General features: G+C 37.0%; 17 protein-coding genes. 11 read left to right on the top strand and 6 right to left on the bottom strand.

What is annotated here, in order from left to right:
• Window positions 1–542 precede the first annotated feature (542 nt).
• The 10 genes from galE (at window position 543) to EHE21_RS13315 (ending at window position 13,810) form a co-directional block, all read left to right on the top strand.
• Entirely contained in the window at window positions 543–1,559 is a 1,017-nt protein-coding gene (gene galE, locus EHE21_RS13360) for a UDP-glucose 4-epimerase GalE (protein WP_088494980.1), read from the top strand.
• 45 nt (window positions 1,560–1,604) lie between these two features.
• Entirely contained in the window at window positions 1,605–2,660 is a 1,056-nt protein-coding gene (locus tag EHE21_RS13355) for a UDP-glucose--hexose-1-phosphate uridylyltransferase (RefSeq protein WP_194950910.1), read from the top strand.
• Window positions 2,661–2,793: 133 nt separating this feature from the next.
• Window positions 2,794–3,954, top strand: coding sequence for a galactokinase (gene galK, locus EHE21_RS13350; protein ID WP_194950909.1), 1,161 nt, complete (start codon window positions 2,794–2,796; stop codon window positions 3,952–3,954).
• Entirely contained in the window at window positions 3,954–5,024 is a 1,071-nt protein-coding gene (gene galM / locus EHE21_RS13345) for a galactose-1-epimerase (RefSeq protein ID WP_194950908.1), read from the top strand. The genes galK and galM overlap by 1 nt, the downstream gene beginning before the upstream one ends.
• A 183-nt stretch (window positions 5,025–5,207) precedes the next feature.
• Entirely contained in the window at window positions 5,208–6,218 is a 1,011-nt protein-coding gene (locus EHE21_RS13340; RefSeq protein WP_088494984.1) for a substrate-binding domain-containing protein, read from the top strand.
• Between the two features lie 331 nt (window positions 6,219–6,549).
• On the top strand, window positions 6,550–8,184 hold the full coding sequence (locus tag EHE21_RS13335) for a sodium/sugar symporter (RefSeq protein ID WP_194950907.1): 1,635 nt from the start codon (window positions 6,550–6,552) through the stop codon (window positions 8,182–8,184).
• 257 nt (window positions 8,185–8,441) lie between these two features.
• Window positions 8,442–10,478 carry an IreA family TonB-dependent siderophore receptor gene (locus EHE21_RS13330; RefSeq protein WP_194950906.1) on the top strand — a complete coding sequence of 679 codons (2,037 nt, stop codon included), beginning with the start codon at window positions 8,442–8,444 and terminating at the stop codon, window positions 10,476–10,478.
• 114 nt (window positions 10,479–10,592) lie between these two features.
• Entirely contained in the window at window positions 10,593–11,450 is an 858-nt protein-coding gene (locus tag EHE21_RS13325; RefSeq protein WP_228766686.1) for an alpha/beta hydrolase, read from the top strand.
• Window positions 11,451–11,848: 398 nt separating this feature from the next.
• Window positions 11,849–13,015 (top strand): MFS transporter, encoded by a 1,167-nt coding sequence (locus tag EHE21_RS13320; protein ID WP_099074867.1) that lies wholly within the window; start codon window positions 11,849–11,851, stop codon window positions 13,013–13,015.
• Window positions 13,016–13,231: 216 nt separating this feature from the next.
• A complete protein-coding gene (locus tag EHE21_RS13315; protein ID WP_194952667.1) occupies window positions 13,232–13,810 on the top strand; it encodes a DUF1287 domain-containing protein in 579 nt (192 codons plus the stop codon).
• Window positions 13,811–14,288: 478 nt separating this feature from the next.
• On the opposite strand, the gene EHE21_RS13310 is transcribed toward EHE21_RS13315, so the two are convergent.
• Window positions 14,289–14,672: a YkgJ family cysteine cluster protein gene (locus EHE21_RS13310; RefSeq protein ID WP_088496001.1), complete on the bottom strand. Its 384-nt coding sequence runs from the start codon at window positions 14,670–14,672 to the stop codon at window positions 14,289–14,291.
• Between the two features lie 408 nt (window positions 14,673–15,080).
• Window positions 15,081–15,425 carry a DMT family protein gene (locus EHE21_RS13305; RefSeq protein WP_075670926.1) on the bottom strand — a complete coding sequence of 115 codons (345 nt, stop codon included), beginning with the start codon at window positions 15,423–15,425 and terminating at the stop codon, window positions 15,081–15,083.
• 454 nt (window positions 15,426–15,879) lie between these two features.
• On the opposite strand from EHE21_RS13305, the gene umoC reads away from it, so the two are divergent.
• On the top strand, window positions 15,880–16,284 hold the full coding sequence (umoC, locus tag EHE21_RS13300) for a lysozyme inhibitor LprI family protein (protein WP_075670928.1): 405 nt from the start codon (window positions 15,880–15,882) through the stop codon (window positions 16,282–16,284).
• Between the two features lie 123 nt (window positions 16,285–16,407).
• Here the strand turns inward: umoC and EHE21_RS13295 are convergent, their stop codons facing one another.
• The 4 genes from EHE21_RS13295 to EHE21_RS13280 form a co-directional block, all read right to left on the bottom strand.
• Window positions 16,408–17,112, bottom strand: coding sequence for a LutC/YkgG family protein (locus tag EHE21_RS13295; protein ID WP_194950905.1), 705 nt, complete (start codon window positions 17,110–17,112; stop codon window positions 16,408–16,410).
• A gap of 1 nt (window position 17,113) precedes the next feature.
• The gene (locus tag EHE21_RS13290) at window positions 17,114–18,535 is read right to left on the bottom strand and encodes a LutB/LldF family L-lactate oxidation iron-sulfur protein (protein ID WP_075670932.1); all 1,422 of its coding nucleotides are present in this window, start codon (window positions 18,533–18,535) and stop codon (window positions 17,114–17,116) included.
• Between the two features lie 12 nt (window positions 18,536–18,547).
• Window positions 18,548–19,267 (bottom strand): (Fe-S)-binding protein, encoded by a 720-nt coding sequence (locus EHE21_RS13285; RefSeq protein WP_100159049.1) that lies wholly within the window; start codon window positions 19,265–19,267, stop codon window positions 18,548–18,550.
• A 119-nt stretch (window positions 19,268–19,386) separates the two neighbouring features.
• Window positions 19,387–20,913 (bottom strand): L-lactate permease, encoded by a 1,527-nt coding sequence (locus tag EHE21_RS13280; RefSeq protein WP_102949478.1) that lies wholly within the window; start codon window positions 20,911–20,913, stop codon window positions 19,387–19,389.
• Window positions 20,914–21,759: the final 846 nt, after the last annotated feature.

Here is a 21,759-nt window from a genome sequence, read left to right as displayed (position 1 = left end):
AAGTATCTATACAATAAATCACTTATGAAGTTGTAAGTATCTATACAATAAAACACTTATTAAGTTGTAAGTATCTATACAATAAAACACTTATTAAGTTGTAAGTATCTATACAATAAAACACTTATTAAGTTGTAAGTATTTATACAATAAAGCACTTATTAAACAGTAAGCATTTTATTGAGAGTGTTCTTACTCCGCTTAAACATATTAGCGGGGATGTTAATAAGGTATGATAAAACGTATTGAATGTCAGTTTTATCATGTAATTAACTGATTGATTGAGATGTAACCGTTTACTTTGAATGGGTACTATTTTTAGTAGTGAAGAGGTGGGATGTATTACGTATTTTATTAACTTACTGTAATACAATTCTAAACTAAGATTTTTATAAAATTTAAGTGTGTGCGAAAAGCGTGTAAACGTTTACACTAAATGTCGGTTTGATCACGAAATGATTCTGTTGATCTTGCTAAACTCTGTGTCAGTGAACAGAAACCGTCTTGCGCTTTTCCTTTGAATTGAATCAAAAGAGGTGAATGTGGAAATATTAGTAACAGGTGGTATGGGATATATCGGTAGTCATACTTGCGTACAAATGATAGAAGCAGGCATGACACCGATTGTTTTAGATAACCTTAGCAACGCGAATGAAGAAGTCCTTAATCGTGTTGAAGCTCTAACAGGTAAACGCCCTCTGTTTTATAACGGTGATATTCGTGATGACCAGCTATTAGCATCAATCTTTGCTAAGCATTCTATTCAGTCTGTTATTCATTTTGCGGGATTGAAAGCGGTTGGTGAATCTGTTCAGAAACCAATTGAATATTATGACAACAATGTTAATGGCACATTGGTGCTAGTACGTTGTATGCGTGATGCGGGCGTAAAAAGCATTATTTTTAGCTCATCAGCAACAGTTTATGGTGATCCTCAAGCCGTTCCTATTACTGAAGATTCGCCAGTAGGGGGTACAACTAACCCTTACGGCACCAGTAAATATATGGTTGAGCGCATTTTATCTGACTTATTTGTTGCGGATGAAAGTTGGTCTATTAGTTTGCTACGTTACTTTAACCCAGTAGGGGCGCATCCATCAGGAACGATGGGGGAAGATCCTAAAGGTATTCCAAATAACTTAACCCCTTATATTTCTCAGGTGGCAATTGGTCGTCGTGAACAAGTGGCTGTTTTTGGTGATGATTACCCAACAAAAGACGGTACAGGTGTTCGTGATTATATCCATGTTATGGATCTGGCTGATGGTCATATAGCAGCATTAAATGCGTTAGGTAAAAAAGCGGGCTTACATATTTATAATCTGGGAACCGGTAACGGGACTAGTGTAATTGAAATGATTGAAGCATTTCGTAAAGCTAGTGGTAAACCTATCCCTTATCAATTACAAGCTCGTCGTCCGGGTGATATTGCAGAATGTTGGTCAAGCCCTGCAAAAGCAGAGAAAGATTTACATTGGAAAGCTATTCGTTCAATTGATGATATGGCAGCGGACGCTTGGCGTTGGCAGTTACAAAATCCAAATGGTTATTTGAAATAAGATTTAAAATATTCAGATAATCTTGAATAAATAAGAGAGAAGGTTATGTCGAAACTGATTTTTGATCCTGTTGAACATCCTCATCGTCGTTATAATCCGTTAACTGGTCAGTGGATTTTAGTTTCCCCACATAGAGCGAAACGACCTTGGAACGGCAAAGATGAAAAGCCTCAGATTGCGACACTTCCCTCTTATGATCCTCACTGCTATTTGTGTCCGAATAACACTCGTGTCTCTGGTGATAAAAATCCAGATTACACAGGAACGTATGTCTTTAATAATGACCACTCTGCATTGTTGCAAGACGAATATCATGTTGAACCTTCATCGAATCCTTTATTTCAAACTCAAGCCGTAAAAGGAATTAGTCGAGTCATCTGTTTCTCTCCTGATCATGGAAAAACCATTCCTGAATTACCCGTCAGTAGTTTACGTAAAATCGTTGATACTTGGGATAATCAAATAGAAGAACTCAGCAAAGAATATCTTTGGGTTCAAGTGTTTGAGAATAAAGGTGAAACGATGGGGTGCTCTCAACCTCATCCTCATGGACAAATTTGGGCGAGTGATTTCTTACCTAATGAATTAGCGCGAAAAGATACGCAATTAAAAGCTTATTTTGAAAAATATGGGCGCAATCTATTAATCGATTATGTTGATGCTGAATGTAAAGATACAAGTCGTACCGTAGTTGAAACAGAGCATTGGCTGGCGGTCGTACCTTATTGGGCTTCTTGGCCTTATGAAACGATGTTATTGCCTAAAACGCATATTCGCAGAATGAGTGAATTAAATAGTGCTCAGCGAGATGATCTTGCCATAGCAATGAAAAAATTAACAAGTCGTTATGATAATTTATTCCATTGTTCTTTCCCTTATTCCATGGGATGGCATTTTGCGCCTTCTTTTAAAGACAATAGAAATATCGATCACTGGCAATTACATGCGCTTTACTATCCGCCATTATTACGTTCAGCTACTGTGCGCAAATTTATGGTGGGATATGAAATGCTGGCGGAATCGCAAAGAGATCTAACGCCAGAACAAGCCGCGAATAATTTACGTCAATTAAGTGATATTCATTATAAAGAACAACGCTAATGGCTTTTAATACAGCGAAGATATTTTAATTAATCTGCTTTTTGCGCACGAAATAAATTAAACCAAACATCTCATTATTTACATAATGTTGTGGTGGGATTTTTATTACTTAATTTTAAGCTAAGGATTTATTATGCAGGCACTTATTAATAATGTGACTCGTTCATTTTCATCTATTTTTGGTTACGCACCTACACATTTTATTCAAGCGCCTGGTAGGGTAAATCTTATTGGTGAACACACTGATTATAATGATGGGTTTGTTTTACCTTGCGCCATTAATTATCAAATGGTCGTTGCCGCAGCAAAACGAGAAGATAACATTATTCGTGTCATTGCGGTTGATTACCAAAATGAAGTTGATGAATTTAACCTTGATAACAGTATTGAGTTTGTACCTAATAAAATGTGGGCTAACTATGTTCGAGGTGTTATTCATTTTCTACAAAAAGATAACTACTCTTTTCATGGTATGGATATCGCGATATCCGGAAATGTTCCTCAAGGTGCAGGGTTAAGTTCTTCTGCTGCATTAGAAGTTGCCATTGGTCAAACGCTTAAAACACTTTATCAATTACCTATTAGCCAAAAAGAGATTGCACTAAATGGTCAAAAAGCAGAAAACCAATTCGTTGGTTGTAACTGTGGCATTATGGATCAGCTTATTTCGGCTTGTGGTGAAGAAAATCATGCACTATTAATCGATTGTCGTTCATTAGAAACGTCAGCCGTAACGATGCCTGAAAATATGGTTGTGATGATTATCAATACCAATAAAAAGCGTGGTTTAGTGGATAGTGAGTACAACACCCGTCGCCAACAGTGTGAAGAAGCTGCTCATATTTTAAATGTGACTGCATTAAGAGATGCCACATTAGAGGATCTACTCGCTAAAAAAGCAGTAATGAGTGAAGTGGTTTATCGTCGGGCACGCCATGTTATTACTGAAAATAGCCGTACATTAGATGCAGCAGAAGCCTTACGCCGTGGTGATCTAACCACGTTAAGTCAGCTAATGATGCAATCACATCACTCTATGCGTGATGATTTTGAAATCACCGTTAAAGAGGTTGATTCATTAGTTGAAATCGTGAAATCAGTGATTGGTGATCGTGGTGGTGTGAGAATGACTGGTGGTGGATTTGGTGGTTGTGTCGTAGCATTAGTAACACCAGATTTAGTGGATAAAGTCGTTGACTCTGTTAAAGCACAATACGAAGCTAAAACAGGATTAAAAGAAACTATCTATGTCTGCTCTGCAAGCCAAGGAGCGGGCTATTCGGAGGCAAAATAATGGCGACTAATGAGCTTCGTTTTCTTGACCCTGAGCAAATGACAGCACAACCTGCATCAGATGGAAAACCTGCACAAATAGTGGTGCTTAAAAATCGTTTTGGTATGTCTATCTCTTTAATGGATATTGGCGCAACTTGGTTAACTTGTATTGTACCGGTTAATGGATATCGTCGAGATGTGTTATTAGGCTCTGCGGATATGAATGCCCATAAACAACAAACTGCGTATTTAGGTGCAACGGTTGGGCGTTTTGCTAATCGTATTGCAGGGGCTAAGTTTGTAGTCGAGGGGCAGGAATATAAAATTAGTGCGAATGAAGGTAAAAATACCTTACATGGTGGTAAGCAAAACTTTAGTCATCTTCGCTGGGGGATCACTGCACAATCCTCTCAATCTGTCACTTTTTCACTGATCTCTAATGATGGAGACCAAGGTTTTCCCGGTACGGTGAAGGTAAGTGTGACCTATACACTGACAGACAATAATGAAGTATGTATTAATTATCACGCGATGAGCGATAAAACAACGCCATTAAGCTTAACTAACCATGCTTATTTTAATCTTGCTGGCGAACATACTGAACGCACGGCACTTGAACATGATTTAAGAATTTGTGCGACTCATTATTTAAAAAATGGTGAAGGCAACATTCCTACGGGGGAGTTTGCAAGTGTAATAGGAACAGGGTTTGATTTTCGTAAATTAAAACGTATTGGTCTGGATTTTATGGTAGATGAGTGCCAAAAAGCCGCAAATGGCTACGATCATGCGTTTATTTTAGATAAGAAAGCGATTGAAGATAAAACCCCTGTCGCAACCGTTATTGCACCTGAAGGCGAGCTCAAAATGGATGTCTTTACAACCATGCCTTCTGTTCAGTTCTATACAGGCAACTTTTTGGTAGGAACAAGAGGAAAGAGTCGTCATTACGGTAATTACTCAGGATTGGCATTAGAAACACAATATTTCCCAGATGGCCCTAATCATCCAGAATGGCATGAAAATCAAGGTGTTTTACCTGCAAATACAGCGTGGAATAGCCAAACAATCTATAAGTTTTACTCGTAACAATAAAAGGAAAGTGTAAACGCTTTCCTTTTCACTATTTATTTGATCTTTTTACTTTTTAAATTTCACTTCTTCGCTGATAATCAGGCCACTTAAATTCTATTACTCCCTTTTTTCTTTGTTTGTAGATTAACGGCTCGTTATTTCTTAACCAGGAATAAAGGTGATCCATAAGGGGTGGATATGGCGACTATCAAAGATGTAGCAAAAGAAGCAGGAGTTTCTGTTGCTACTGTGTCTAGAGTCATTAATAACTCGCCGAAAGCAAGCCAAGCATCTATAGAAACCGTTAATGCAGCGATGCAAAAATTAGGCTATCGACCTAATGCGGCAGCAAGGGCTTTGGTTAGTCAGAGTACGCAAACCTTGGGTGTTTTAGTGCATGATGTTTCCGATCCCTTTTTTGGCACTCTTGTGAAAGCGGTTGATAACATTGCAAGACAATCAGGAAAACACATCTTGGTCTGTAATGGTTATCATGATGCTCAAGATGAACGCCAATCTATTGAGTTATTGATTAATAGTCGCTGTGATGGTCTTGTGATCCACTCAAAAGCACTCTCTGATGAAGAATTGCTAGCTTATGCTCATGAAGTTAAAAGCATGGTGTTGATTAACCGCTTTATTCCTGAAATTGCTGAACGTTGTGTCGCTTTAGATAATTATAAAGGGGCTTGGATGGCAACCGAGCATCTGATCCGTCAAGGTCATACCAAAATCGCTTATATTTCATCTACTCATCATATTGAAGATACAACTCAGCGTCTTGCTGGTTATAAAGCTGCATTGGAAGCCAATAATATCAAGTTACCTGAAAGTTATATCGAGTATGGTGAGCCCGAAGGAGAAGGGGGCGAAAAGGCAATGATGCATCTGCTAACCAAATCAATCGATTTTACAGCTGTAGTGACTTACAACGATTTTATGGCTGCGGGGGCTTTATCTGTTCTTGATGAAAATGAAATCCCTGTTCCTGAAAAAATTTCCGTTATTGGCTTTGATGACGTATTAATTGCACGCTATATTCACCCTCGTTTAACCACAGTGCGTTATCCTGTACAAATGATGGCAGAACAGGCAGCAGCACTGGCCATCAGGCTTTCTAAAGGTGAAATGCTCGAACAAAAACAACGTATTTTTTCGCCAACATTAGTTCAACGTAATTCTGTTTTTAATCTTAGCCACCTCTCTTAATCTTAATTACCTCATTTATTATTCAGCCAAGTTGATCCTCTTAATGAGCTTTATGAGATTAAGAGGTTATTCTTACTTGAGCTGTGTAATCGTTATCATTCTTTGGCTTTTTTTAACGATTATTTAGATATCTGAATTTTATTAAATAAAATAGCCATCGTGTTTTAGGCTTAAATATTGCTTTACTCGTCATGGTAATCGTTTGTTTTCCTATTTTATGATCCATTTACGTAACATAAGCGATAAATTTGTGAACAGAGTAACGGAAAAGGATTGTGAAAACGTTTACATTAAAATCCTATTCTCTCTATGGGTCTGAAAGGAAAATATTATGCATACAGAAGGTGTTGGGTTAAGCACAATAGATTATGCAATTTTTGCCCTCTATGTCGTGATCATTATTAGTCTAGGATTATGGGTTTCTCGTTCTAAGGATGGCGAGAAAAAAGGAACAAAGGATTATTTTCTTGCAGGTAAAACCCTTCCTTGGTGGGCAATTGGTTCTTCGCTTATTGCAGCTAATATTTCAGCAGAACAATTCATTGGTATGTCTGGTTCTGGTTTCTCCATTGGTCTTGCTATCGCATCTTATGAATGGATGGCAGCACTGACATTAATTATTGTTGCTAAATACTTTTTACCTGTCTTTATCGAAAAAGGTATTTATACCATTCCTGAATTTGTCGAGAATCGCTTTAAAAGTCGTAACTTAAAAACCATTCTTGCGGTGTTCTGGTTAGCGTTATTTATCTTTGTTAACTTAACATCGGTACTTTATTTAGGTTCATTGGCATTAGAAACCATCCTTGGTGTACCAATGATGTATGCCATTGTTGGTTTAGCATTATTTGCTGTTATCTATTCACTTTATGGTGGGCTATCTGCTGTTGCGTGGACAGACGTGGTACAAGTGTTCTTCCTTATTCTTGGTGGTCTGTTTACCACAGTATTAGCCGTCAGCTATATCGGTGGAGATGGTGGGATCATGGAAGGTTTGAGCAAAATGACACAAGCCGCGCCAGATCACTTTAAAATGATCTTAGAGAAAGATAACCCGCAATTTATGAACTTACCGGGTATCGCGGTGCTGATTGGTGGTTTATGGGTTGCTAATCTCTATTATTGGGGCTTTAACCAATACATTATCCAACGTGCTTTAGCCGCTAAATCTATCAATGAAGCACAAAAAGGGCTCGTGTTTGCTGCATTCTTAAAACTAATTGTGCCTGTTCTTGTCGTTGTGCCGGGTATTGCTGCATTTGTTATTACCACTAACCCTGAATTAATGGCAGGTTTAGGGACTATGGCACAAGAGCATATTCCAACGTTGTCACAAGCAGATAAAGCCTATCCTTGGTTGACTCAGTTCTTACCAGTAGGTGCAAAAGGTGTTGTTTTTGCTGCACTTGCCGCTGCAATTGTTTCATCTTTGGCATCTATGCTTAACTCTATCGCGACTATTTTCACGATGGATATCTATAAAGAATATATCGGACCAAAAGCTTCAGAAACACGCTTAGTGAATGTGGGGCGTATTAGTGCGGTTGTTGCTTTAATTATTGCTTGTTTTATTGCACCTTTATTAGGTGGTATCGATCAGGCATTCCAATATATTCAGGAATATACAGGCTTAGTGAGTCCGGGAATTTTAGCGGTATTCTTGTTAGGCTTATTCTGGAAAAAAACAAATGCAAAAGGTGCAATCATTGGTGTGGTTTTATCTATACCGTTCGCATTGTTCCTAAAATTAATGCCATTGGGTATGCCATTCCTTGATCAAATGATGTACACCTTTATGTTTACTACGGTTGTAATTGGTTTAGTTAGTTTAACTTCAACTAAAACAGATGACAGCATAGGGGCGATTGCATTAACAGATAAAACCTTTAAAACACAAAGCGGATTCAATATTGCTTCCTACGCCATAATGATCATCTTATGTGTGCTTTACGCCGTATTCTGGTAATAACAAGATTGTAATTTGTTAATTTTCTAAATCTAAAAATACCCTACAAAACGAGACAAAGCAGATGGTTATGCCATCTGCTTTTTTTGTGTCCAAGATCTGCTATTTCTGCACTTAATCGGAATGGCACTTATTTGCTTTGATACAGATTAAAAAAAAACACTAAATATGAAAAGAAAATCATTCTCATGATTATTTGATTAAGATAATATCAATCATTCTCATTATTATAAACGTTATAAATTCAGGGGATCTTTATGAACTTTAAAATGGGCGTATTAACAGCCTGTATTTTATCTGCCTCTTACCCGCTGTATGCACAAGAAAACAAAGAAGAAAAACTTGTTGTATCAGCATCAGGGTTTGCTCAACAAATTACAGATGCACCAGCAAGTATCACCGTGATCAGCAAAGAACAACTGGCGAAGAAACCCGTTCATGATTTAGCCGATGCAGTAAAAGGTGTTGAAGGCGTTAGCATTAATGGTAATGCCAATAAACAAGAAATCACGATGCGTGGTTTACCGGGTGAATACACACTTATTCTTGTTGATGGTCGTCGCCAAAATAGCCGTGAGTCACGTCCGAATGGGAGTGGTGGTTATGAAGGTGGTTTTATTCCACCAGCAGATGCGATTGAACGTATAGAAGTTATTCGTGGACCAATGTCATCTCTGTATGGTTCAGACGCAATGGGTGGTGTTATCAATATCATCACGAAACCAGTAACAAAAGAGTGGCACGGCTCTGTTGCACTTGGCGGTACACTGCAACACAACCGTGATGCCGGCGATTCTATTAATGGTGATTTTTATCTTTCAGGACCATTAATTGAAGATAAATTAGGCTTACAGCTTTACGGTAGTAGCTACTTACGCGCAGAAGATAAAATCACTTATGGTCAAGGTCGTAATGACAATAAAAATATTACGGCGAAATTGGCATTCACACCGACTGATAATCAAACCATTTTATTAGAAGCGGGTCGTAATACGTTACAGCGTACAACGACACCGGGTAAATCCATGAGTGAATTTACTATCCGTGGTGGAAAAGCGGATGAAAATAAAATGCTAGAAACTAATAATGACCGTAATCATTGGGCATTAACCTATAAAAATCAGTTTGATATTCTGCACTCAGAATTAAGTGTTTATCAAGAACAGACAAAACGTATTACCAAAACAGAAATGATTAATAAGGTGACAAAAGAGCGCGAGAAGTATTATGAAGATCGTCGCCCTGAAATCACTAATACTGTTTTTGATGCGAAATTTACCGCTTTCTTACCTGATAACGTGATGACTTTTGGTGGACAATATCAATATTCACGTTTAAAAGATGAATCATCTACGGGTTCTGGTATTAAACAATCCACTATTACAGCAGATCAAAAAGCGTTATTCCTTGAAGATGAATATAGCGTGACAGACAACCTCGCGTTAACTGGTGGGGTGCGTCTTGATGATCACGAATATTACGGTAATCACTGGAGTCCAAGAGCGTATGCTGTTTATCATTTAACGGATGAATTTACTTTAAAAGGCGGTGTGGCGAAAGCCTTTAAAGCACCAAGCTTACGTGAAATTAGCCCTGAATATGGTACTTCAACTGAAAAAGGCCGTGCAATTATGTACGGTAATCGTGATTTAAAACCTGAAACATCAGTCAGCCAAGAAATTGGTATTGGTTATGATAATGGGGATGGTGTTACCGCAAGTGTGACTTTCTTTAATACTGATTTTAAAGATAAATTAACGAACTATGACACTGGCGAAATAGATCCAATTACAGGTTTAAAACTGTATCAATACGATAATGTGGGCAAAGCAAACATTAAAGGGATTGAAACAGCGGTAGGATTCCCGATTGCTGAAAGCTGGCATGTCAATGCGAACTACACCTATATCGATTCAGAACGTAAAAGTGATGATGAAAAACTAGGTTCAGGCGAATCCTTAAAAGGTTATCCATTAGATTTAACACCAAAACATAGCGCTAATGCACGAGTTGACTGGCAGTTTGATGAAGCAACCAGTTTTTATGCCAATACGGCTTATACTGGGAAACAAATCTGGGCAGCTCAACGTAATGGTTACACAGGGGCACGTTATCGTAGTGGGTATACAACCTTTGATTTAGGGATGACCTACAACTTTAATAAAAATACCATGTTTAACTTTGCGGTATTAAATATTACAGATGAAACAGGGCCTGCTGTAAATGATAAAGGTGGTAACTGGGTTGTCGATGAAGGTCGTCGTTATTGGGCGAACATTAAATATAGCTTCTAATCGAGCCTTAATTAACATAAACCCCGTATTAAATATGGGGTTTATTTTTTATGGCTCTCTATTATTTTCATCTTAATGGTGCACTTTTTAAATTACCGACAGAGTATCTGATTTATGCGAATACTAATGTTATGTGGAATGATTATGTTATCTGCGGTTGCTCAAGCTAGGCCTAACCAAGAAGTTCCGGAAATTGAGTCTCAGGCTCACTCTTATTATCAAATTACAAATAAAGAAGTGGCATATGAAGGAAAACAATATCGCCTCTTTCTTGCTATTCCTAAAAACACCACTAAGACAGCGTTAATTTATAGTGTCGATGGAAATGCGCAGTTTCCGCTGATGATAAACGAAGCCATAAAGCAGAAAAATAAACCGCTACCTGCCATTATCAGTGTGGGATATGTAGGTGATAAAGCTTACTTTATTACAGAGAGAACGCATGACTACACACCAAGTGTAAAAGGTGAAGCATTTAGCCGAGGCGGAAATGCAGAGAATTTTTATCAATTTTTCTTAACGCAAGTAAGACCTTATGCGTTAGAGCAACTTGCCAAAGAACACGTTTCTATTACTCAGCAATCCTTGTTTGGTCACTCTTTTGGCGGTGTATTTACCCTCTATGTTCTATTCAATCATCCAGAAACATTTCAACGCTATATCGCAGCAAGTCCATCATTATGGTGGGGAAAAGGCGAATGGGTGAAAAAAGAGCAATGGCAATCTATTCCTAATGATATTTATATTGCAATAGCCTTAGGTGAAAAAGAAGAAACCCCAGATTTAAGTCGATTAAGTGAAGAGCAACAGAAAAATTACCAAGAGCGTAGTAGTTGGTTAACGCAACGTCAGCTATGCCAATATCTATCGGAAGCAGGAAAACAGTGTGAATTTTATCTGTTTGAAGGTAAAGGTCATGGAGGTTCAATTCCCGATGCAATTAATATTGCTTTAGAAAAAAGCATAGAATAAACAAAAGCATCTCTTTATTTTTAGCTATCCTATTGGCTAACGATAGGATAGTAATGAATATTTATTATTTTGGTTTTGTTTTATACGTATTTATTCGTAATTTTCTTAATAAAAAATACTTATCTTTTAATAAAAATAAATATCAGATTAGAGCTATTTCTTTTTGGTAGAAAAAGACGATAATCATGATTGATATAAATAAAATTGTTTTCTGGCATTAGATTTTATAATTTTATTTATCATCATTTAAACGCTATATTCGCGTCTCCTGAATTTAGGGACGCCATCCACTGTTTTCACCTTTGTTTCTTTTATCTTTCCTAGATAAAAGAACCGCCTCTATCAGGCATCGAGAAAACAGCGCATCATCAACCGTTTTGATTGTGGAGACGAGGGTAGTGAAACAGAACACTACTTTGGTACGCAAAGGCGACAGTACATTAGTACCTGTGGCTGGGTTAACGGTATTTGCTATCGCGTCAGGCTATTTAATGAGTTTAATTCCACTGTCTATGAGTAGTTTTGGAATGGATACGCTCTATGCCAGCTGGTTAGCAAGTATTTATTTTATTGGATTATTAATAGGTTCAGTCATGATAGAGCCTATTATTGCAAGAATAGGGCATCGTCTTTCTTTCGTTGTATTTTTATTATTGCTGGCAGTGACTGTTGGTGTATTGCCTTTAATGCCTTATTTATCAGCATGGATGGTTTTCCGTTTTATTGGTGGTATGGCGGTTGCAGGTATATTTGTTGTTGTCGAGTCATGGCTATTAATTGGCGATAATCCTAAAGAGCGAGCTAAACGCTTAGGTTTTTATATGACCTCGCTTTATGGTGGCACAACATTAGGACAATTGGCGATTGGTGCAATTGGTACACAAGGCGCTATCCCATTTATGGCGATATTAGTTTTATTATTAATCGCTGTATTACCGCCTCTGCTTTTTAAGCAAGGGCAGCCACAAGGGCACGATCATAAAAGTTTGTCACTTAAGCAGATGAGCCGATTAAATAAAGCAGCTCTAGTGGGCTGTATGGTGTCAGGTGTTGTGATGGGCAGTATTTATGGCATGATGCCATTAGCTTTAAATCAAGGGCAATTTACAACAGACCAAATAGGTGTGTTGATGGCAGCGATTATTTTAGGCGGTATGGTGGTTCAGCCTATTATTAGCAAATTGTCTGTGATGATAAGCAAAACACTGTTATTAGCGATGATGTGTTTAGTGGGCGTGTTTGCTATGGGACTGACATATCTTTCTAGCGATTATATGGTGCTTATTATTGCACTGGCGCTATTGGGAATGTCTTCTTTTGCACTTTATCCTATCGCTATTACATTGGCGTGTGATCATGTGAATGCGAGCTATATTGTCGCTATTACACAAGTAATGCTATTAAGTTATAGCATTGGTTCTGCTATCGGGCCTTTAGGGGCGGGTATGTTTATGGCGCAAGCCAATAACGGCATTATGAATTTCTTCTTTGTGGTGTTATTAGTGACGGCAATTTACATGCTTTTTGCAAGTTTACGTCGTAAAAGCCATATTGTGTTGAACTAAACCGTTTTCTCTTACTTGTTCTCTTTCTTATTCTCTTTCTCTTATTTATCAGCCGAGTTTACCGTAAAGGTGGCTCGGTTTTTTATATCTATTCTAAAAACGAATTAAGACTTCCCTTATATTTTTATGTTGTGCTTTATCAGTATAAACAGATAACGTCATTCCTTTCTTAAATAATGGATTTAACTTTTTCATGGAGAACATACAGTGAATATAATGAAAATTAGCGTTTTACTCTTACTCACTATGCCTTTTTCAAGTGCCCAAGCGATAACTTCAGAACAAAATAAAAAGCTGGTGGAGTACGCTACTGATTTACCAAGAGCCGTATTTTACGACTCTGATTATCGTAAAATAGATTACCCAATGGGAGATGTACCTGCTTATAAAGGGGTATGTAGTGATGTGATCATTCGTAGCTATCGTGGCATTGATATCGATTTACAAAAATTATTGCATGAAGATATTAAAGCAAATTTTTCAGCTTACCCAAGTAAACGGATGTGGGGATTAAATAAACCTGATACAAATATCGATCACCGCAGGGTTCCTAATTTAGAAGTCTTTTTCACACGCAAAGGAAAAGTAAAACCAATTACAAAAAATGCAGAAGATTATGTTCCAGGCGATATTGTTAGCTGGCGTTTAGATAATGGGCGACCTCATATTGGGATTGTCGTAAATAAGAAAAGCTGGGATAACCAACGCTATCTCGTTATGCATAATATCGGGTTTGGACAAGTCGCTGAAGACGTTTTATTTTCATGGAAAATAACCGGTCATTTTACCTACTAAATAGGTGAATGAAGAAAAATTGAAGCGTTTAGTCTTTTGCGGAAAATAAAATAGAAGTAACAGCAGTAAAATAAAACTGAAATTTAAACAATAAGTAAAATAATGCCCATACTGATTTTATCTAAAGTATGGGCATTATTTCTGGGGGAGAATATTTTCATCAGAAATATTCATAATTATTCCTCTAAGCCACCGAGTAACATACTAACGACAGCAGTAGAACAGATAAAAGAAAGGAAAAGGATAAAAAAAGAGCTACTGATCATAATGCCCTCCAAATTTATTGCTATTTTTAAATAAAAAACCTCACTAAACACAAGTTATTAATTCATTACCTTATATACTAGGTCATTTAAAAATAAAGTCAAACTAACGTATTATTTAATAATGATTTTTTGTTTTTTAATTTTATTTTTTATAAAAATAAATATATTGGATAGTATTAAATGATCAGGAGGGGCTTAACCCCTCTGATGTCTTACGCGGTGTGAGGCAAGATGGTGTGAGTTAATGGAGGCAAACCATAAGCCGCTCTTGCACGATCACAAGCTTCATTAGGAATACCATTTACCCAAGATTGTTGAAACTCACGACAAGGAGAAGGGCGTTGTTCGTAGATGGAACAGCTTACACATTCTCCCACTTCACCAATCAGTTTGTCACAACGTGGTTTTTTAGAGTTGGTTCCTTTCATGCAAGAGAGAAAAGGTGTTAACGGTTCTGTTAATTCATCAGGAACCACACCTCCACCACTTACCATTTCTGCCCAATAGAACGAAACTCTAAAATAGGCGCAACAAGCACCACAATGCATACAGGGATTATCCTGCATATAAATAAAATCGTTAGAATGTTTGCTCATACCAGATACCATTTTATCTGACGTTAAAGTGACAAAACGCACCTTTTAAGGGTGCGGTAGCTTAAGAGAGGCAAAAAAAAGACAGAGAAACGATGCTTCTCTTAGAGCAACCATTATGCGCCGAATGAAAAATATTTTTCAAGAGAAATGTTTCTGCATATAGAATATATTTATCACAAAACAGACTATTATTTTGGAAAATAAATACAGATAGACTATATGACTTAATGGTAAGCGGTGATGCTATTTTATCCTCTGTAAAAACCACAATATAAATAGTATTAAAAATAATCAAAAGATCAGATTTTAGATAAATAAAAGCCTTATCAAACTTGATAAGGCGATAATAAAAGAAGTGTAGATGAGATGCTGAAAAAACGAGCTGGCGATATCTACTAATAAGCTTTTCTAAAATGGTCCTTTAAAAATAAATAAGGCACCAGCACCAATCAAAAGAAAACCAATAAAGTGATTTAAAGTGAAATTTTCGCCTAAGTAAGTCACCGAAAAAATAGCAAAAATAGTTAATGTGATTACTTCTTGTATGGTTTTTAATTCTGCTGCACTGTAGTAATTATGACCAATCCGATTTGCGGGTACAGCAAAACAATATTCAACAAATGCAATCAACCAGCTTAAAATAATGACAACAATAAGAGGTTTATTGCCATATTTTAGATGGCCATACCAAGCAAATGTCATAAAAACGTTGGAAATAATGAGAAGAATAATGGGCGTAAATTTATAGAACATATTGGTGATACCACTGGTCGTTTTTAGGCAAAAATTTGCCAATAAGAATGGTATGAGATTACTGCAAAAAAAGTTGATTTTCTATTGCGATGATAAGAAAAAAATAGCCAAAATTAAAAGGGTAGTTTTTTTTCTCTATAAGAAATTTTGCAATTTTATCAACAAAAAACAAAGTTGAAGTAATAAACCTCTATTTTAAAAGCTATTGGCTTAGTTTTAATCTATTGATGTTGTGTTAAATAACATTTTTGCAATAAAAAAATAAGCAAAATAGATTTAAACAAAAAAGACATTAATAATATTTTCTTATTATTGCTCGATTGAAATTTAAATTTATCGAGTAAGATACGATATATCCTAAAATGATGTCGTTCGCACTAATAGATGTGATATTAGTTATTTTATACATTATGTTGAATATAAATTTTATTATAAATTCCTATAAGGAGTTCGCGTGAAGATAAGTTTATTTCTGATCTCTTGTAGCTTACTTACAGTTAGCTTTTTTTCTTCGGCACAAGGCAAATACGATCCATTGGCAAAATGTTATGAAGTGACAGCAAACGAGCCGAGAACAGCCGTACAAGCTTGTTTACTGGATGAACTAAAACTGACAGAACAGCAAATGAATGTCATTTATGACAAAAGTAAGAGCGATCTTGAAGATACTGATTCTGTTGCAGCCAAAAGTGCTATTGATGCATTAGCCAGTTCTCAACAGCATTTTATTCAATTTAGAAGCGCTGAATGTCAACGACAATCCGCATTATTAATGGGCGGATCGGGGGCTGGAGATGTTTTACTCGCATGCGAAATAAAATTAAATCAATGGAGAGCAAAAATTTTATTGAATAATTAATTGGCGAATAATAGAGAAAAACCCAAAAGCAATTAACTTATCTTTTGGGTTTAATTTAGGAGTCAATGATTGACTCTGACTGTTAGTTATTTTGTTATCGTTTTAACGTTATTTTATCTTGAATTAGCAATCTTCAATAATAAGATAAGCCGCATGAACAGGGCCATGAACCCCCCATACTTTAATCAATTCAATATCAGCGGTAGAACTTGCACCACCGATTAAATTGATACAAGACGGCATTCTTACGCCTTCTTGCGCCATTTTATGTAAACGTTCAGCAATTTGAGCCACTCGAGGCAAGATATCGCTTTTACGCAGGATAACAATTGAGGTTTCCGGTAATAAACTAACGGCACGCCCTTTTTCTGGAGACGAAAATAAAACAATCCCACCAGATTCCGTTAAGCCTGCTTCAGCATAAACAATCCCGATTTGCGAGCGTTCAGCATGAACAATGTTTTCACGTCCAAGGGCTGGATCCCAAATATAGGTTTCGTATTTTTCGCTAACTGCTTTTGTGACTCCTAGTGCATCTAAACGCTCATCACCACTGATTACCACCGAACCTTTACAATCATAACTTTCACAGAGTTCAATTAGGCTATTAATAACTTCATCAGGTTTGCTAACAACACATTTCACCATTTGAGTCTGTGCAAAGTCAGTAAACTCTTTGCATAGTTCATCTTGGGTTAAATTAGTTAAGCGAGTTTTCGCTAAATCATTAATCGGCGTAGGTTGTGGCTGTGGCTTATGCGCAATAGGACGCCCTAATTTTTCAGCAATAGTTTGCAGAAATTCATTACGGTTTTGTTCGTTTAACATATTATTTTTTTCCTTCTGCTTTATGGCGTTTAAACCAACTACGGAAGCTATAACCATCTGGTTTAGGGAGATCACGCGATTCCATCCAATCATTCAGAACACTGATTTTGATTGGTGTAGAGCCATTTTTGATCATTAATCCCGCCATTTTCGCGCCGACATTCATACCCACTTTCCAAAGAGCAGGGTGTGAATTGAGATAGTTAAACATACCAGTGACTCGACGCTCTGCTTTCGGTGTTAAACCGGTTTCAGCCATCACTCGACGATGTTTTAAAATCAACTGAGCTAAAGGAATTTTGACTGGGCAAACCACATTACAAGCATTACATAATGAGCATGCATAAGGGAGATCGTGGAAATCTTTATAACCCCCTAATAGTGGAGAAATTACTGCTCCAATTGGACCTGGATAAATTGAGCCATAAGCATGGCCACCAATATTACGATAAGCAGGACATGTATTTAGGCAAGCACCACAACGAATACAACGCAAAATATCTTTAAATTGTGAGCCTAAAATTTCAGAACGCCCATTATCCACAATCACTAAATGGAACTCTTCAGGGCCATCAACATTGCCTGCTTCACGAGGCCCTGTCACCCAAGTGTTATAACTGGTTAAACGTGAGCCAACGGCACTACGACATAACATGGTTATCAGTGGATCGACTTCTTCAAAAGTAGGAGCCACACGTTCCATACCCATAACGGCTATATGGGTTTTAGGTAATGTTGTGGTCATCCTTGCATTACCTTCATTAGTGACTAAACAGACAGTGCCTGTTTCAGCTACGGCAAAGTTACAGCCGGTGACACCAATATCAGCAGAAAGGAAATCTTGTCTTATGCGTTGTCTAATGAAAAGTGTCATATCTTCAGGCGTTTCACTGCCTTCATAATTGAGTTTTTCATTTAACACTTTGCGAATTTGATAACGGTCTTTGTGGATCGCTGGAACCACAATATGAGATGGTGGATCGTTATCTAATTGAAGAATATATTCGCCGAGGTCAGTTTCGATGATCTCAATGCCTTCATTTTGTAAGGCTTTATTCATCCCAATTTCTTCGGTGACCATGGATTTAGATTTTACAATCTTCTTCGCGTTTTTCTTTTTGGCAACTTCACAAATATAACGAGAGGCATCTTCTGCTGTTTTTGCAAAATAAACATGGCCTCCATTTTCAGTCACTTTTTCAGACAATTGATAGAGATAAGCATCTAAGTTTTCAAGAACATGGTTACGGATTTGTTCAGCGCGATCACGCCACTCTTCCCAATTACCCAGCTCCTTCACCATAATTTGACGGTTAGCCCCAATACGTTCTTGCGCCATAACAACCGCATTACGCATGATCGTGTCTTTCATTTCATGTTCTAGACGAGGTCTGAAATCTATATCACTGGTTTTGATAGACATAAGCAGGCTCCCTTATTGGCTCATTAAAACTTGTGCAATATGCAACACTTTTACAGGACGCTTTTCACGACTTAAACGACCTTGAATGTTGATCAAGCAGCTTGTATCGGCACCAATGACATAATCAGGGCTCACATCCATAATATGTTTTACTTTTTCAGTCACCATTTCGCCTGAAATTTCAGACATCTTCACGGAGAAGGTACCCCCAAAGCCGCAGCAGGTTTCTGAATTTGCAAAAGGCAACATTTCAAGACCTTCAACATGTTTTAGCAGCGTTAAAGGCTCACTTACGACACCTAACTTTCTGGTTAAACTGCATGATGGATGATAAACCGCTTTACCCGGAAGGCGAGCGCCTACATCAACAACACCAAGGGTGTTAACAATAAAGCTGGTTAAATCAATAAGACGATTGGCGACACCTTGTGCCCGTAATGCCCATTGAGGTTCATCCGCAAGATAAGTTGGATAACCTTTAATGGCATAAGTACAAGAGCCTGCGGGTGAAATAATGGGATAGTCGTTCACTTCCAATGTTTCAATTAACGATTTCATGGCAGGTTTTGCGTTATTTACATAACCGCTATTAAGCGCTGGCTGACCACAGCAACCTTGGCGTTCTTGAAATAAGACTTCACAGCCTAATTTTTCAAGTAACAAGACGGTGTCTCGAGCTGAATCTGCTTTCAGAACATCACCAAGACAGGTCGCATAAAAATTAACTTTCATTAATCGAACTCCAAAACATCGCTCAGATGTTGTCATTTTTACTAAAGATAAAATTCTTTTATTGCTTCGTTATAAGAGGAGAAGGGAGTGGAGTAAACACGCTCCCTTTTCCTTATTAATTAGTTCATTAGGTGATAAATAATGCCGATTTTTGCCCCAAGAATAACGATGTAGGCGATACAGTATTTTAAAGTTTCACGCATAATGGCACTGCTTTGGCCATCCATTTTTGTTGCAGAGACGGCAATGGCGATACTTTGCGGTGAAATCATTTTACCGCCCGTTGCACCTGAGGTATTGGCAGCCGCCAGAATGAATGGATCAATATTAAGTTTAGCTGCTGCACTGGTTTGTAACTTGCCAAACAGCACGTTAGAGTTGGTGTCGCTACCTGTTACAAAGGTTCCTAATGCACCGATCACCGGAGCAATAAAGATAAATCCTGCACCCGTGAAATCGACTAAGGTTTCAGCGATACTGCCAATCATGCCACTGAAATCCATAACCGTTGCCATCGCTACGATCGCCGTGATGGCAATAATGGAATTTTTCAGTTGGATAGTGGTTTTAACCAGAACAGAGATAAGTGTTGAAACACTTGCACCTTGAATGGTGCCACCCACAAAGCTTGCTAGAATAATCAATACACCCGGAGTACTTAACCAAGCAATAGTTTGATATTCCGTTTGTGTTTCACTTAATACAAATGGGATCTTTGTGGAAATCGCGCCCGCCATACTTTGGATCGCAGGGAATAAAGGTGAGCACGCTAAGATAAAGATAAAGGTAAATAGATAAATAGAACTCGCTACTAACAACTCTTTCCCAGTGTGCTTTTTGACATTTTTTTGTTTGTCACCACTGTTTTTCATGCGTTTAGCAAGGAAAATCACCACAATTAAGCTGACTAAACTACCTGCAAACGCTGGTAATTCAGCACCTAAATTAGCAGCAACGATATATTGAGGGATTAGTGTACTGATACCACACATTAAGGTAATAAATCCGACACCTTTAATCGCTTTAATTCCGCCACCCGCAATGGCAACAATAACGAAAGGCAACAGGATATTGAATAATCCCAACTGAATAATAATGGTTTTACTCAGTACTAATACATCAAGCCCTGTGTTTTGAGCCAAAATAGAAACTGGAATACCCACAGCACCAAAAGCAGTAGGAACAGTATTGGCAACTAAAGAGGCAACGGCGGCTTTAAAAGGATCAAATCCAAGCGCAATTAAAATACCGATAGGAATGGCAACCGCAGTACCATAACCCGCAACCGCTTCAAGAAAGCCACCAAAACACCATGAGATAAGTAGAACTTGCACTCGCTTATCATCACTAATGCCAGCCAGTACATCTTTGAGTACATCCATGCCACCTGTTTTTAGCATTAGGTTATAACTATAAATAGCAGCAAGAATAACAATGATTATCGGCCACAATCCTTTAACTGCACCATAAAGGACAGAGACCGAAGCAAATTGAATGGTGTTGTTCCAATGGAAAATAGCAAGTGCAACAGTTATCACTAAAGACACAAGCACTGCATGGTGAACGGCTGATTTCATTTTTAAGATCATAAAAATCAAAACCGCTAAAGGCACAATGCCTAATAAGAATGATAGATAGTCTGACATGATTATTTTTATCCTTAAGTTTGCAATTTTTATCGTTTATAACTGCGTTGGCAAACCTATAAGTTGGTCATTATATAATTGTGTAGGGTACTAGGTTTTATTAATGCTCTACTTTGCTGAAACGATAAATCATAAATAAAAAAAGATAGTTACTAACCTAAACAATGAAAAATATCATCACTTAGGAAATTGTCAGGTTAGATTAGTTGGCTATTGTAGGGAATATTTATTGAGATGTAATAGAATAAAATCAATTGTGTGACAAATATAAAAAAATTCCTTTTTTCTCATTATTTGCTTGTTAATTGTCGTGTTTTTTGATGTTCATCAATGTAATTGGATTGCTAATGTTGTTATCAGATTGGTTTTTGATGAAAAAAAGAGCGATATTAATGGTTTTAGCTATGTAATAAAAAAATGAACGTAAGTCTAAAATGCCATTTTTGATGATAAAAATGGCTATCAATGTCTAAAATAAACATAAGATAATCTAATTAGTTTTTTTTCGTACTCATTCTATTAACAAACAGACTGAAAATTTTTTATTTTAATATTTAATTATTCTAAATTTAATCTTTTAAATTATTTAAACTTTTTATTGTTTTACTTTTATAATATCTTTTTCTTGTTTTCTTATGTTTAATTAGATTTTTTCTTTAATGTTTTTTTATTTGGTTTTATTTTTTGTTTTTATATTGATCTTTAATTTGTTTTTTCCTTTTTTTTATTTGTTACTTGTTTGTTTGAGCGAAAAAATATTATTTTCTCTATTTTTTCTAATATGTTTTAAATATTATAAAAATATAATTAATTATTATTGGTTTATTTTTTCTTTTTAATTTAATC

This window comes from Proteus sp. GOKU (assembly GCF_015475555.1).
Taxonomy (GTDB): Bacteria; Pseudomonadota; Gammaproteobacteria; order Enterobacterales; family Enterobacteriaceae; genus Proteus; species Proteus mirabilis_B.
The sequence above is the reverse complement of the archived record's forward strand: the minus strand, read 5'-3'. Positions and strand labels throughout refer to the sequence as shown.